Here is a 14205-nt window from a genome sequence, read left to right on the forward strand (position 1 = left end):
AGCGGGACGGGAGCTGCGTTGCAAATCCGTAGAGAGCAGGGGCGGGGAAGAAAACCCTTGAAGCGGAACGCTCCGTCGCCTTCTAGAACGGGGAAAAGTTTGCAGATAATTCGACATGGATCCAAACGTCACGCTGAGGCTTGGCCATGTATTTTTGCGCGGAGACGATTAAGATCTCTCGCGATGCTGCGGTTAAGTCCGCCAACGAACAAATTTATCGGCGATGGCGAAGAAAAAGAAAAACGATGGCTCTGGTCTGGTCCTCATACCGATCGCAGGACTTGTGGCTTGGGCGGGTTGGCCAAGCGACTTCAGTAAGATCATAGCGGGTCTTCTAGCGATAGCCGGACTGGGGATTATCACCGTTTGTATTACGGATTACGTGAAGTATTCGCGCGCCGTGAGACGTGTGGATAGTACGCTAAAAGAAGTTGTTGAAAGCAACATTGAGGCGCTAGCGCGAAGGAGGTCTCAATTATTGCAGCTCGATCCATACGGCAATTTGAGGCCGGAAAAATGGTTAAAGGAGATAGATTACTTTATTTCGAATAACTTGTTCCTGGGACTGGACAGCGATTATGACCGCTTTGTTGCGGCTGAGCGAGCGCCCGAGCTAACTGATTATGTTGAGAGCAGGGTTGCTGCGAAAACAGAGCTCGAACCACGTCATCAGGCGTTTCGAGATGAGATGACGCCCATAGAATACGAGCATTACTGTGCCGAAGAACTTAAGCGCAGTGGTTGGGACGCGCGGGTGACGACGGCCAGCCGTGATCAAGGCGTCGACGTGATCGCTCAAAAATCGGGAATTCGGCTTGCGGTTCAATGCAAACTTTACCGATCTCCCGTCGGAAACAAAGCAGTACAAGAGGTCGTTGCAGCCCGAGCTCATGAAGTGGCTGATTATGGAATTGTCGTAAGCAATAACAGTTATACTCCCGCCGCCCAGGAACTCGCACGAACGAACAACGTTATTTTGCTACACCATCGTGACCTCGCAAAAATCGATAAAATTCTAAGCTTGCCCAAAGAAGCCTCTGAACGGGTTTTTCTGCATCCAGCAAGTTCGTGCGAGGAGGTTCCTCGGGAAGCGGCTTTCGCAGACGCCGTTCGTCCGCTGCAGAGCCTTACTATTCTATTTTATACGATGGCGGCGCTGGTATCTGTCATGATCATTTCAATCTTTCTTACCCGTGCTCCTCAGAATAAGATGAACTCCCGGTCCGTCCAGGACCAAAAACATACGGCGCAAAGAACTCTTGCATCATCCGGAACGTCGGCGCCGAGCGCATCAAGTCGCGGGACGTCATCGATCTCGGAGATGACCGCAAAGGACCCGTCGTCGCCTTCTGACGCAACCGCCCAAACACCTTCAAGGTCGAGCCCCGATCCAAGGGCGCCGCCATCTGCAACGTCCCGGGGTAATGTCGAGGCTGCCGTTGAAGACGGGAACAAGGTGAGCCGTATGCCTCAGACAGGCGCGGCAGAAATTCCTCCACGTAATTTCGCGCTCGCTCTGCGTTGTTTACCGGCATCCACGGGAGATACGACATCGATTGATATTTCGATCACAGGTGACAAATGGACGGTGCGACACCGCCAAAAAAAGGGCGCCGCCATTGAACGCCGCGCACAATATGACATCTTGGATACAAGCAGAGAGCGCGAACTCTCTTGGCAAGGCGTGCATCGTCGGAATCGCGAATTAAAGATGGTCGCTAACTTGAGCCATCGAAGCCCAAATGGAACTCGCATTTACAAAGAAGAGCTGATCGACGCCAACGTGGGCAGGGTCATGGAAATGACTGCAGTGTGCGAAGAACTGCGCACCTGGCCCACTCCCCCTCGTCGTGGTCATTACGAGCAGAACTGATTGTTCTGGGCATTCCACAACGAGCCGCTGAGTAAGTGGGGCGACAGCACAATGCCGCCGGCCTTCGATCGCAAGTCGGATTGCTCGGAAAGGGCGAGCGTCGTCGCGCGATCAGCCTGAACAGACTAACCCAGTGACAATCCAGCTGTATTGCTGAGCGCTCAAACGACTGCCCATCGCCATTGGCGATCGGCGCCACGAAATGACCGAAATTGCCGGGCAAAGGCGACATTCTTTACATTCCGAAAAGCAAGTGATGGCAAGGTCTCGGCTCAGCAAAGACGTTCGGCGGGTTTAGGCCGGAGCATTCTCTGGTCGGCAACAGGACATGGGAACTCCAAAATTATGATCATGGACGATGGGATCGCCGATGCCGGCGAAAGAAACGAGGAAGCTCCGCTTGGGCTTCGGTCGGGGCGTCTCAACCGCCGGTCGTTTCTGGTCGGCTCCGCCGCCGGTCTCGGCGCGGCCGGGCTCGCCGGTTGCGTGTCTTCCGACGACATGATGCGCGCCGAAGCGGCGAAGCTTTACGGGCCGGTGCCCAACGACAAATTCGCGATCCCGGCGGTCGACATCAGCAGGGTCGATCCGAGATATTTTCGCCAGAAAGTGCGCTACGACAGCAAGGAAGCGCCCGGCACGATCATCGTCGATCCTGGCAAATTCCATCTTTACCGCATCGAAGGCGACGGGATGGCCACCCGCTATGGCGCCAATGTCAGTCGCCCCGGGTTCCTGTGGAGCGGTGAAGTTTATGTCGGGCGCAAGGCCGAGTGGCCCACTTGGACGCCGCCCAAGGAGATGATCGCGCGCCAGCCGGAGGCGCGCAAATATGCCGGCGGCATGCCGGGAGGTCTGGAGAATCCGCTCGGCGCCCGCGTGCTGTATCTCTATAAAAACGGCGTCTACACGGTCTACACGATCTACAGCACCAGCGACCCCGATACGCTCGGGCAGGGCATCACGAGCGGCTGTACTGGCCTCCTCAGTCAGGACATGCTCGACCTTTACGCCCGAACCCCGGTCAAGACCAAGGTGGTGATGCTGCCGGCGTAGGTAAGGGCCTGAGCTCCAGTCCACCCGCCGGCGGCGCCGCGGCCCGCGCAAAGAACAGGGCCGCAACATTTTCAAGTTAAGATTGAATCACCGCTGCTTCTCAATGAGGTCCGAGTTTCGCAGCAGGCCAAACGATCGCTCCCCTTACGAAGCGCCCGTTGCTAATTCGCTCCATTTCCCGCAGGGTCTCGCTCCTAACGGCGTTCCCTGCCGCTTTTGAAGCACTCCAAGGCTTTTCGATATCACGACCGAACCCTTAGATCCCCAATATAGCGCAGTGCTCGCGCAGGCGATCGTGGACACTGTGCGCGACCCTTTGCTGGTGCTTGACTGCCATTTCGGCGTAACCGCGGCGAGCCGATCTTTTCTCCATGTTTTTGAGGCGCGGCCCGAAGACGTCATCGGACGTTCCGTTTATGAAATCTTGCACGGCTGTTTCAAAATCCCGCGCCTGGTTTCGCTATTAAATAAGGTCTTGCCTGAGCACGCCGCCGCGGAAGACTTTGAAATCGACGCCGTCTTTCCGCGCGTCGGGCGGCGCGCCCTGATTGTGAGCGCGCGAGAAGTCTTCTTTGTCGGCAACACTCACAAAGCTATTTTGCTCTCTTTCGCAGACGAGACCGATCGGCGCAAAATTGAGAAAGAGAAAGAGTCCCTTCACAACGAAACCCGGAGGCTGCTTCGCGAGAAAGAAGTGCTGCTGCTGGAAATGCAGCACCGCATTTTCAACAGTTTGCAAATCATTGCGAACATTCTCATGATGAAGACCCGCATCACGACGTCCGAAGAGGCGCGGCGCCATCTCGAGGAGGCCTATTCCCGCGTGATGTCGGTGGCGACGTTGCAGAGGCATATTGATACTGCCGGCCGATCGGAGCTGGTCGAAGTTGTTCCCTATCTGACGACGCTATGCGATGGTCTTTCGGCCTCGGTGATTGGCGAGGAGAAAAAGATATCCCTCAAATATGCCTTCGACCACGCCATGATTCCTCCGACGGAAGCGGTCAGTATCGGCTTGATCGTGACGGAGACGGTTATCAACGCGGTGATATGCCTTTCCTGAGAATCGTCCCGAGGCGGAAATTCTCGTCAGATACGAGACCTCCGGGGCCGACTGGCGGCTCACGGTGTCGGATAACGGCGTCGGCAAGCAAAAAGAGAATGGCGTCGCGCCTCCCTCTGAGGGCCTAGGCAGCACGCTCGTGAAAGCGCTGACACAACAAATCAAGGCGCAGATCGAAACAACAAGCGGTCCGAAAGGACTGACCGTGGCGATTAGTCATACGACTTTCAGTCCGCGTCTCGCATAGTTCAGTTCGGCGACCCGTGAGCATTCTCAGAACGGTTTGGCGCCGTCAGAGCTTATTCAGGTTCGTCTGCTGGCGTGCAGCTCGACGAGCAGATCAGCTATTCCCTCGGGCAGCGGCTCCGTGAGGATTTTGTCGAACTTGGCTCGCAGAAGCTTGCCGACCTTCTCAAGAGCATCGGACTGCGCTTTCTGGGCGGAAGTGTCCAGCTTCCGCCTGTTGTCCGGCGGATTGTGGGGCATGATGTATGCTCCTTGAAGGCAGGTAAACTCCTACCCACCAGGATTGTTCCTAAAAGGAAAATATTGAAAAAATCAAATGTTAGCAGTGACTGAAGTACAGGCTTGAATTTAAGGAACAGGATACGTTCGCCATCCGGTTAGGCATTCCCAAGGCGGATTAATCGGAAGCCCTTAACCTGAAGGCGATCTGCCCCCTCGGATCCGGCACAACTACCTTCCTCTATACAACGCCAATTCTAGGGCCGCAGAGACGACGCCGTTGTCAGCTCTTGATACGCCTGCGGCAGCAAACGCGCGAGCAGCGAACCCCACGCGCGCTGTTCGCTGTCGTTGGCGATCAGGTCCTGGCGGATCTCGACTTCGACGTGTAGCAGGCCGCGTCGCTCGCCATGCACCGGAATGGTGTAATCCGTCTCATCGGTCACGCTATAAGGCTCGTTATCGCCGACGACGAGTCCGTCTTCGCGCCTGAGCGAAGCGATCAGCAGATCGGCGAAACGCGCGTCGCGATTGTACAGCACGCCGGCATGCCAGGGCCGCGCCGCGCCCATGTAGACCGGCGTAAAACTATGCATCGCGATCAACGCCGCCGGCCGGCCCTCCCGCCATCGCCGATCAAGCTCGGCTTTGATCCGATCATGATAGGGCTGAAAAATCTCGCGCAGCCGCGCGTCCTTCTGGCCTTCGCTCAAACCGACGTTTCCAGGGATCGGGGTAAACTCGCTGATTTCGGGGATGGATGTCTGTGACCCCGGCGCGCGGTTGCAGTCGATGACCAGGCGCGAATAGTTCTGCTGCACCAAAGTGGCGTCGAGCGCATCCGCGACGAAGCGCGAAACCGCGGCTATGCCGATGTCCCAGGCGATGTGGCGCGCCAATTCGCTTTCCGGAACGCCGAGCCGGCCGAGCGCGCGCGGGAGGGAATTGCCTGCGTGATCGACCACGATCAGCAGCGGCGAGCGGCCGTTTTCATTGTGCACCGTGATCGGCGCCGGTTCGTCGACCGCCAACAGTCTGTATGGCGTTCCAGTCATGGGCGTTCTCTTCGTTGGAGCGGCGACGGCGCAAAGCGATAAACGAGTCCTGTTCCTGGCGTGGAAATTGCCTGTTATCGGAACTTGCATTATCCGCAACTCGGATCAGCGCGGGACCGCAATGCCGATTCTCACCGTCCGACACGTCACGACTTACCATTATGCGCAGCCTGTCGCGTTCGGCGAGCACCGGATGATGCTGCGTCCGCGCGACGACGACGACCAAATCGTGCTCGAGTCCGAACTCGAAATTACGCCCGCGCCGAGCCAAATCTCCTGGACGCAGGATATTTTCGGCAATCATGTCGCGACGGCCCGTTTCGAGGAACGCGCCTCAGAGCTTCGCGTCGAAAGCACTATGCGTCTCCGTCACGCGCCAACCGACTTCAAAGAAGCCGATATTGAGGACTTTGCGCGGAGCCATCCGTTTGCCTACGGCGAGGAAGAGAGCCGCGATCTCGCGCGCTTCCTCGCGCCACAGTCGCAGCATCCCCGGCTCGATCGCTGGGCCGCTACGTTCCTGCGTGAGGACGGCTCGGCCGACACCCACAAGCTTCTCGTCGATATGACGCAGACCATCAACCGGACCTTCAAGCATGTGGCGCGACATGAGAAGGGCGTGCAGGACCCGGTCCAGACTTTGGAGCTCGCGAGTGGAAGTTGTCGCGACCTTGCGACGCTGATGATCGCGGCGCTGCGCGCGCTTGGAATCGCCGCGCGATTCGTTTCCGGATATCTGCATCTTGACGATCATGATGACGACGACGACATCGGGGGCAACACCCATGCCTGGGTCCAGGCCTACATCGCCGGCCCTGGCTGGGTTGACTTCGATCCATCGAGCGGCATGTTCGGGAATCGGAACTTGGTGCGCATCGCGGTCGTGGATGAGCCAAGGAAAGCGATTCCGCTGCAAGGAACATGGATCGGGACGGCGTCCGACCATCTCGCCATGAAGGTCGCCGTCAAAGTCGCCGCTGCTGCGGACGCCGAATGCGGCGCTCTCATGAGCGCGGGAGGATAATGCCCGACTGTTGCGACGGCTCCGCTTGTTCGAGCAGAGGAGGCTTTCCCGATGAAGATTCGCGCCGGCTACGAAATCACCTATGACTGCCCGCAGCCGACGCCGATGATTCTGACGCTGAGCGTCCATCCGTCACGCCTCGCTGACGTGCTGACCGCGGATCGTATGCGCCTCGATCCGCCCATCCCCGCCAACACCTATCACGACAGTTTCGGCAATTTCTGCCACGTCATCCGCGCACCTGTGGGCCGGCTGACAATGTCCTCGGACTTTCTTGTGCAGGACAATGGCGAACCCGATCCAATCGCCGCGCAGGCCGAGCAGCATGCGCTCGAAGACCTGCCGGTGGAGGTTCTGATTTATCTGCTCGGCAGCCGCTATTGCGAGACCGATCGCCTGTCGGATTTGGCGTGGTCGCTTTTCGGTCAGGTTCCGAAGGGTTGGCCGCTGGCGCAGGCGATCTGTGACTATGTCCACGATCGCATCGGGTTCGATTACGACCATGCGAGCCCCACAAGAACGGCATGGGACGCCAATACGGATCGACGCGGCGTGTGCCGCGACTTCGCCCATCTCGCCGTCGCCTTATGCCGCTGCATGAATATTCCAGCGCGGTACTGCACCGGCTATCTTGGGGACATCGGCGTGCCGCCCGACGAATCCGCGATGGATTTCAGCGCCTGGTTCGAAGTCTATCTGGGTGGCCGCTGGCACACATTCGACGCCCGCCACAACACGCCGCGAATTGGGCGCATCCTGATTGCGCGCGGGCGAGATGCGACCGACGTCGCGATGGTGACCTCGTTTGGCCCGTGCACGCTTGCGAGCTTCAGGGTCATCGCCGAGGAGGTCACGGCGCCGGCGCCGGCGCTCCGGAATTGACATAAACGCATCTTTATATCTTTATTGCTTTCCTCGCCCACCCCTGCTATAGGCTCGCTCCGAGCCGCTGGCGTAATCCAGCGGCGCGTATTCGGTTGAGCCATTCGCTCGGCGTGTCGTCCCTGGCCAGCCGCAGGCCTGACCGGGAATCCAGAGCCGAGAAGACGCCGGCTTTGCTCGGATACCCCCTCGCTTCGCGATGCGAAGCGTCGGGAATGACAGCCGACGAGCCGCACGAGAAACAGAAGGATTTCGCATGACCGCACATCACTTTAACGATTTCGCCGTCACCGACCTTTCGCTGGCGGAATGGGGCCGCAAGGAAATTGCCATCGCCGAGACGGAAATGCCCGGCCTGATGGCGACCCGCGCCGAATATGGCCCGTCGCAGCCGCTGAAAGGCGCGCGCGTCGCCGGCTCGCTGCACATGACCATCCAGACGGCCGTGCTGATCGAGACCTTGAAGGCGCTCGGCGCCGACGTGCGCTGGGCCTCCTGCAACATCTATTCGACGCAGGACCACGCCGCCGCCGCCATCGCCGCGACCGGCACGCCGGTCTTCGCCAAGAAGGGCGAGAGCCTCGAAGACTATTGGGACTACACCCACAAGATCTTCGAATGGGGCGACGGCGGCTGCCCGAACATGATCCTCGACGACGGCGGCGACGCCACGCTCCTCATTCATCTGGGCCTGCGCGCCGAGCAGGGCGACGTCGCCTTCCTCGAAACGGCCTCGAATGAAGAAGAAGAGGTTCTCTACGCCTCGATCAAGAAGCGCCTGAAGGCCAATCCGGGCTTCTACAAGCGCAACGCCGAGGCGATCAAAGGCGTCACCGAAGAGACGACGACGGGCGTGCATCGCCTCTATGTCATGCACAAGGAGGGCAAGCTCCTCTGGCCGGCGATCAACGTCAACGACTCGGTCACCAAGTCGAAATTCGACAATCTCTATGGCTGCCGCGAGTCGCTCGTCGATGGCGTGCGCCGCGCGACCGACGTGATGATGGCCGGCAAGGTCGCGGTCATCGCCGGCTATGGCGACGTGGGCAAAGGCTCGGCCGCTTCGCTGCGCAACGCCGGTTGCCGCGTGCTCGTCACCGAAATCGATCCGATCTGCGCGCTGCAGGCGGCGATGGAAGGTTATGAAGTCACGACGATGGAAGACGCCGCGCCGCGCGGCGACATCTTCTGCACGGCGACGGGCAATGTCGACGTCATCACCGTCGACCATATGCGCGCCATGAAGGACCGCGCCATCGTCTGCAACATCGGCCATTTCGACTCGGAGATTCAGGTCGCCGGCCTGAAGAACCTGAAGTGGCACAATGTGAAGCCGCAGGTCGACGAGATCGAGTTCGCGGACGGCAAGCGCATCCTGCTGCTCGCCGAAGGTCGCCTCGTGAACCTGGGCTGCGCGACGGGTCATCCCTCCTTCGTGATGTCGGCGTCCTTCACCAATCAGACGCTGGCGCAGATCGAGCTGTGGACGAAGCAGGGCCAGTATCCGGTCGGCGTCTACACGCTGCCCAAGCACCTCGACGAGAAGGTCGCCTCGCTGCATCTCGACAAGATCGGCGTCAAGCTGACGCAGATGACCGACGAGCAGGCCAAATATCTGAACCTGCCGAAGAACGGCCCGTTCAAGCCGGAACATTACCGGTACTGAACGCAGTTCAGGTTTTCGTAGATTTGCGTGCGGCCTCGCTCCTTGCCTGGAGCGAGGCCGTCTTGCGAGATGGCCCGGCTTATGGCCGAAACGCCGATTCCGTTTTGAGCAATTGCGCTTTAGATTGGGGTTGATTCGTGTGCGGCGCGGCGGGCCACCGACGGAGCCCTCCGTCTTCCTGTCGTCGGAGCCTATCCGCATCCTGCGCTCGGCAGGCTGCGTCCGCGTTTGCAAGAACCGTTTACGGCGTTGTTGTGATGAGCACCCGCAATTGATCGTGGAGACCGGTTCTCATGACGCGCCTATTCGATCGCTTGCCAGCAGAGTCGTTCTCGCAATGACGAGACGGCGGCGTGCGATCAACCACTCTGGCGCTCCTCCCTTTGCCGGCGCTTCCCTCGGGTCTTTGCTTCTATGGCTCGAGGCGACGCCGGCCCGCGCGGCGGGTTTCCTCGAGGATCTGGCGATTGATCCGCAAATCGTCAGCTTTGCTTTTAGCGGCGGACTGGCGATTTTCGCCGCGGCCATCGTTGCGACGCATGTGCGCGAGCGCGCCGCCTGGCGTCGCCGCGAAGCCGCCTTGAGCGTCGAACTCGACGACGCCCGCGCCCAGCTCGGCCGGGCGAAAACCTTTCTCGCCTCCGAGCCGCAGATCTTCGTCGCCTGGACGGCGCCCGACGCCGAGCCCGATATTCATTCTTCATCGCTGATCATGACCGGGGCTGTCGCCGCGCCGCGCCGCATATTGGGCTTTGGCGCCTGGCTTGCGCCGAAAGACGCTCAGGCGCTCGAAAGCGCCGTCGACCGTCTGCGCAAGAGCGGCGAAAGCTTCCGCTTGGCGCTTGCCGGCGTCGCCGGTCGGCATTTTGACGCCGACGGCCGAGCGGTTGGCGGCAGCGTCGTGTTGCGCATCCGTGAAGTCTCCGGCGATCGGTTGGAGCTGATCGGCCTTCGCGAGCGCTACGCCTCGGCGCAATCGGAACTCTCCGGTCTGCGCGCGATGCTCCAGGCGCTGCCCGCGCCATTTTGGATACGCGACGACGCGGGCGAACTCGTCTTCGTCAACGACGCTTATGCGCAGGCGGTCGAAGCGAAGAATCCCGAGGACGCCCTCGCCCGCAAACTGGAGTTGCTCGACGAGTCGGCCCGCATCGCCGCCGAGGCGGCGCGCGCCAAGAACAGCGTCTGGCGCGAGCGCGTCAACGCCGTCGTGGCGGGCGAGCGTCATCGGCTCGACGTCACGCAGGCCTCCGCGTCGGGCGCCGCCGCCGCCCTCGCCATCGATCGTCATGAAGTAGAGACGGTGCGCGCCGATCTTGAGCAGCAGATGCAATCGCATGTGCGCACGCTCGATCAGCTGCCGACGGCGGTCGCGAGCTTCGATCGCGCGCGGCGCCTCATTTACAGCAACGACGCTTACGCCAAGCTGTGGCAGCTTGACCCCAGGTTCCTTGAACAACGGCCGACCGACGGACAGATTCTCGACCGTCTCCGCGCCGAGCAGCGCGTGCCCGTCGAATCGGATTACAGGGCATGGAAGGAGCGGCTGTTCGAAGCCTATCGCTCGCCGGAGCCCATACGTCACACGTGGCATCTGCCGGATGGCCGCATCATCGACGTCGTCGCGCATCCGAACCCCAAAGGCGGCGTCACCTATCTTTATGACGACACCACCAAGGCTTACGATCTCCAGACGCGGTTCAACGCGCTTGCCCGCATGCAGAGCGAAACGCTCGAGACGCTGCACGAGGGCGTGGCGGTTTTCGGTTCCGACGGGCGTTTGAAGTTCAGCAATCCCGCCTTCGCGTGTTTGTGGCGGCTCGACCCCGAGGAGCTCACGCAACGCCCGCGCTTCGACGCGCTCGCCGCGAGATGTCGCGCGCTGCACGCCACAGAGGAGACATGGGCGGAGTTGCAAGGCTTCGTCACCGGTCTCAATGAGCTGCGCGAAGGCTTCACCCGGCGCATCGAACGCAGCGATGGCGTCGTCTTGGACTGTACGGCGCAATCACTGCTCGACGGCGCGGCGCTCCTCACCTTCGTCGACGTTTCCGCCGACGTGAATGTCGAGCGCGCATTGACTGACCGCAACAAGGCGCTGCTCGCCGCCGAAAAGCTGCGCAATGACTTCATCCATCACGTCAGTTACGAGTTGCGCTCGCCGCTCAACAACATCAACGGCTTCGTGCATCTCCTCGGAGAGGATTCAACCGGCCCGCTCAATCCGCGCCAGCGCGAATATCTTGGCTATGTCAACAAATCCTCCGCGGCGCTGCTCGCCATCGTCGACGATATTCTCGATCTGGCGACCATCGACGAAGACGCGCTGGAGCTTGAAGTATCCGAGGTCGACGTCGAGGCGACGATGCGCGCCGCGATCGAAGGCGTGCAGGATCGACTCGCCGAAAATTCAATCGACGTGCAGATCGTCGCCATGGACGACGTCGGAACGTTCCGCGGCGACGCCAAGCGCGTGCGCCAGATCCTGTTCAATCTTCTTTCGAACGCCATCGGATTTTCCCGTCCGGGGCAGACGGTGACGCTTGCCGTGTTGCGGCGCGAGACCGAAATCGTCTTCAAAGTCACCGATCGCGGCCGTGGCATTTCGCCGGAAATTCTTGAACGCATCTTCGATCGCTTTGAGTCGCACACCGCCGGTTCCCGCCACCGCGGCGTCGGGCTCGGCCTTTCCATCGTGCGCGCCTTGATGGAGCTGCACGGCGGCAAAGTCTTCATCGATTCCGCCCCTGGCGAAGGCACGGCCGTAACCTGCATCTTTCCGGCGCATGCCGCGCATGAAGAGGCGCATCTCCTGGCGGCGAGCGCTGGAGGCGCGGAATGAGCGAGGAGGCAGCGCCGAAATCGGTCTGGCGCCTCGATGTCGCCAGCGAAGCCGAGACGATCGAACTCGCGCAGGAACTTTCGACGCTCGTTCGCAACGGCGACGCCGTCATGCTTTCGGGCGATCTCGGCGCCGGCAAGACCACGTTCGCACGCGCGATGATCCGCGCTTTGGTCGAAGACCCGCGGCTCGAGGCGCCGAGCCCGACCTTCACGCTGATGCAAGTCTACGAGGGCGCAGGCAATCGCGTCGTCCACGCCGACTTCTATCGGCTGGAGAACACGGCGGAGCTCGAGGGACTAGGCTGGGAGGAGGCGACCGACGACGCGATCGTGCTCGTCGAATGGGCCGAACGTGCGCGCGAAGCGCTCTCGCCCGATCGTCTCGAAGTGCGACTGAGTTTCGTCGACGGCGACAATCGCGAGGCGCGTCGGTTCACCATTTCCGGCTATGGCGGCTTCGTTTCGCGCCTCGCGTCCTTCAAGGCGCTGCGCGAACTTCTGCGAAAGGCGGGCTGGGCGCACGCCAAGCGCCATTTCCTGCAGGGCGACGCTTCGACGCGCGCCTATGAGCGGCTTGAAAAGGAAAATGGACAGCGCGCGATCCTGATGATCTCGCCGGCGCGGCCGGACGGACCGCCGATCCGCTTCGGCAAATCCTATAGCGCGATCGCGCGCCTCGCCGAAAATGTCGTTCCTTTCGTCGCCATGTCTCAAGGGCTGCGCGGAGTGGGCCTTTCCGCGCCCGAAGTCTACGCCAAAGATGTCGACGCCGGCTTGCTGATCATCGAGGATCTTGGCGGCGAGGGCGTCGTCGACGGGAGCGGCCCGATCGTCGAGCGCTATCTCGAAGCGGCGGGCGCGCTCGCCTATCTTCATGCGCAGCGCCTGCCGGATGTGATCGCGGTCGAAGGCGACGGCGATTACCACATCCCGCCCTATGACCTCGACGCATTGCTGATCGAAGTGGAATTGCTCGCCGACTGGTATCTCACGCGCCAGAAGGCGTCGGTCTCGTCCGGCGCCAAGGCCATCTTTCTCAATCTTTGGCGCCAGGCGCTCGTTGATGTCGCCGGCGCCGCGCCGACTTGGACGCCGACATGGACTCTGAGAGACTATCACTCTCCCAATCTTTTGTGGCTGGCGCAGCGGAATGGTCTGGCGCGGATCGGCGTCCTCGATTTCCAGGACTGTGTGCTCGGCCATCCCGCCTATGACGTTGCGTCGCTGGGGCAGGACGCCCGCGTCGACGTGCCCGACGATTTGGAGTTGAAGCTCCTCGCCCATTACGCCAAACTGCGGCGCGACGCCGACGCCGCATTCGACATGGCCGCTTTCGCCAGGGCTTATGCGATCCTGGCGGCGCAGCGCGCGACAAAGATCCTGGGGATTTTCGCGCGGCTGGATCAGCGCGACGGCAAGCCGCAATATCTCGCGCATCTTCCGCGCGTTGAATCCTATCTCAAAAAGAGCCTCCGCCATCCGGCGCTGGCCGACATCAGGGCGTGGTATGAGGCCAACATCCCCGGCTTGTTTCGCGACGCCTGAGAAGCGAGCGCGCGCGCCTGCGCCGAGCGTCGCCATGGTGTTCGCCGCCGGACTTGGCGCGCGCATGCGGCCGATCACTGAAAAGACGCCGAAGCCGCTTGTTTCCGTCGCCGGCCGCACGCTGATCGATCGGGCGCTCGATGAGTTCGAAAACGCGGGCGTCGAACTGGCCATCGTCAACGTCCATCATCTCGCCGATCAGATTGAAACGCATCTCGCGAGCCGCGTCCGTCCGCGAGTCGTCATTTCTGACGAACGCACGCTGCTGCTGGATCAAGGCGGCGGTATCAAGAAAGCGCTTCCCCTGATCGGAGACGCTCCATTTTTCGTTTGCAACACCGACGCGTTCTGGATCGACGCGGGACGCTCAAATGTTCTGGCGCTTGCGGACGCCTTCGACCCCGACATGATGGATGCGGCGCTGCTGCTCGCGCCGACATCGGGAAGCGTCGGAGTCGATTGGGACGGCGATTTCGATCTTGACGCTGAAGGGCGCATTATTCGCCGCGATGGGGCGAAACCTTATGTGTATACCGGCGTGGGCCTCATGAAGCCGCAGCTCTTCGCTGGCGTCGCGGATGACGTTTTCAAGCTCGCGCCCTTCTTTTTCGAGGCCGCGCGCAAGGGGCGGCTCTATGGCGTCGTCTCCAGCGGTCTTTGGCTTCACGTCGGCACGGTCGCAGCGATTGCAGACGCCGAGCGTGCGATCGCCATGCGCCGGGGCTGAGCGCG

The 14205-nt window shown here is 60.9% G+C and carries 12 protein-coding genes; 10 read left to right on the top strand and 2 right to left on the bottom strand.

Annotation, left to right across the window (positions count from 1 at the left end):
• The first annotated feature begins 223 nt into the window (after window positions 1-223).
• From A3OO_RS22885 to A3OO_RS23950, 4 genes are all read left to right on the top strand, one after another.
• Window positions 224-1873, top strand: coding sequence for a restriction endonuclease (locus A3OO_RS22885; RefSeq protein ID WP_083909737.1), 1650 nt, complete (start codon window positions 224-226; stop codon window positions 1871-1873).
• Window positions 1874-2218: 345 nt separating this feature from the next.
• Window positions 2219-2929, top strand: coding sequence for a L,D-transpeptidase (locus A3OO_RS0106250; protein ID WP_018406980.1), 711 nt, complete (start codon window positions 2219-2221; stop codon window positions 2927-2929).
• A gap of 277 nt (window positions 2930-3206) precedes the next feature.
• The gene (locus tag A3OO_RS21245; protein ID WP_198008765.1) at window positions 3207-3992 is read left to right on the top strand and encodes a histidine kinase dimerization/phosphoacceptor domain -containing protein; all 786 of its coding nucleotides are present in this window, start codon (window positions 3207-3209) and stop codon (window positions 3990-3992) included.
• A 64-nt stretch (window positions 3993-4056) separates the two neighbouring features.
• On the top strand, window positions 4057-4239 hold the full coding sequence (locus A3OO_RS23950) for a hypothetical protein (RefSeq protein WP_083909739.1): 183 nt from the start codon (window positions 4057-4059) through the stop codon (window positions 4237-4239).
• 56 nt (window positions 4240-4295) lie between these two features.
• Here A3OO_RS23950 and A3OO_RS21250 read toward each other — a convergent pair whose 3' ends face one another.
• A complete protein-coding gene (locus A3OO_RS21250; protein WP_018406981.1) occupies window positions 4296-4478 on the bottom strand; it encodes a hypothetical protein in 183 nt (60 codons plus the stop codon).
• Window positions 4479-4714: 236 nt separating this feature from the next.
• On the bottom strand, window positions 4715-5512 hold the full coding sequence (locus A3OO_RS0106265; RefSeq protein WP_018406982.1) for an N-formylglutamate amidohydrolase: 798 nt from the start codon (window positions 5510-5512) through the stop codon (window positions 4715-4717).
• Between the two features lie 121 nt (window positions 5513-5633).
• On the opposite strand from A3OO_RS0106265, the gene A3OO_RS0106270 reads away from it, so the two are divergent.
• The 6 genes from A3OO_RS0106270 (at window position 5634) to A3OO_RS0106295 (ending at window position 14200) form a co-directional block, all read left to right on the top strand.
• Entirely contained in the window at window positions 5634-6536 is a 903-nt protein-coding gene (locus A3OO_RS0106270; RefSeq protein WP_026222736.1) for a transglutaminase family protein, read from the top strand.
• A gap of 51 nt (window positions 6537-6587) precedes the next feature.
• Window positions 6588-7418: a transglutaminase-like domain-containing protein gene (locus A3OO_RS0106275; protein ID WP_018406984.1), complete on the top strand. Its 831-nt coding sequence runs from the start codon at window positions 6588-6590 to the stop codon at window positions 7416-7418.
• A gap of 256 nt (window positions 7419-7674) precedes the next feature.
• Window positions 7675-9084 carry an adenosylhomocysteinase gene (gene ahcY / locus A3OO_RS0106280; RefSeq protein ID WP_018406985.1) on the top strand — a complete coding sequence of 470 codons (1410 nt, stop codon included), beginning with the start codon at window positions 7675-7677 and terminating at the stop codon, window positions 9082-9084.
• A 337-nt stretch (window positions 9085-9421) separates the two neighbouring features.
• Window positions 9422-11926 carry a PAS domain-containing sensor histidine kinase gene (locus tag A3OO_RS0106285; protein ID WP_026222737.1) on the top strand — a complete coding sequence of 835 codons (2505 nt, stop codon included), beginning with the start codon at window positions 9422-9424 and terminating at the stop codon, window positions 11924-11926.
• Window positions 11923-13473: a bifunctional tRNA (adenosine(37)-N6)-threonylcarbamoyltransferase complex ATPase subunit type 1 TsaE/phosphotransferase gene (locus A3OO_RS0106290; RefSeq protein WP_018406987.1), complete on the top strand. Its 1551-nt coding sequence runs from the start codon at window positions 11923-11925 to the stop codon at window positions 13471-13473. Before A3OO_RS0106285 ends, A3OO_RS0106290 begins: the two co-directional genes overlap by 4 nt.
• A 34-nt stretch (window positions 13474-13507) precedes the next feature.
• Window positions 13508-14200: a nucleotidyltransferase family protein gene (locus tag A3OO_RS0106295; protein ID WP_018406988.1), complete on the top strand. Its 693-nt coding sequence runs from the start codon at window positions 13508-13510 to the stop codon at window positions 14198-14200.
• Window positions 14201-14205: the final 5 nt, after the last annotated feature.

The organism is Methylocystis rosea SV97 (genome assembly GCF_000372845.1).
GTDB classification, from domain to species: domain Bacteria; phylum Pseudomonadota; class Alphaproteobacteria; order Rhizobiales; family Beijerinckiaceae; genus Methylocystis; species Methylocystis rosea.

Coding starts and splice junctions, on each gene's coding strand:
- A3OO_RS22885 (WP_083909737.1), top strand. CDS start 224: ATGGCGAAGAAAAAGAAAAACGATGGCTCTGGTCTGGTCCTCATACCG.
- A3OO_RS0106250 (WP_018406980.1), top strand. CDS start 2,219: ATGATCATGGACGATGGGATCGCCGATGCCGGCGAAAGAAACGAGGAA.
- A3OO_RS21250 (WP_018406981.1), bottom strand. CDS start 4,478: ATGCCCCACAATCCGCCGGACAACAGGCGGAAGCTGGACACTTCCGCC.
- A3OO_RS0106265 (WP_018406982.1), bottom strand. CDS start 5,512: ATGACTGGAACGCCATACAGACTGTTGGCGGTCGACGAACCGGCGCCG.
- A3OO_RS0106270 (WP_026222736.1), top strand. CDS start 5,634: ATGCCGATTCTCACCGTCCGACACGTCACGACTTACCATTATGCGCAG.
- A3OO_RS0106275 (WP_018406984.1), top strand. CDS start 6,588: ATGAAGATTCGCGCCGGCTACGAAATCACCTATGACTGCCCGCAGCCG.
- ahcY (WP_018406985.1), top strand. CDS start 7,675: ATGACCGCACATCACTTTAACGATTTCGCCGTCACCGACCTTTCGCTG.
- A3OO_RS0106285 (WP_026222737.1), top strand. CDS start 9,422: ATGACGAGACGGCGGCGTGCGATCAACCACTCTGGCGCTCCTCCCTTT.
- A3OO_RS0106290 (WP_018406987.1), top strand. CDS start 11,923: ATGAGCGAGGAGGCAGCGCCGAAATCGGTCTGGCGCCTCGATGTCGCC.
- A3OO_RS0106295 (WP_018406988.1), top strand. CDS start 13,508: ATGGTGTTCGCCGCCGGACTTGGCGCGCGCATGCGGCCGATCACTGAA.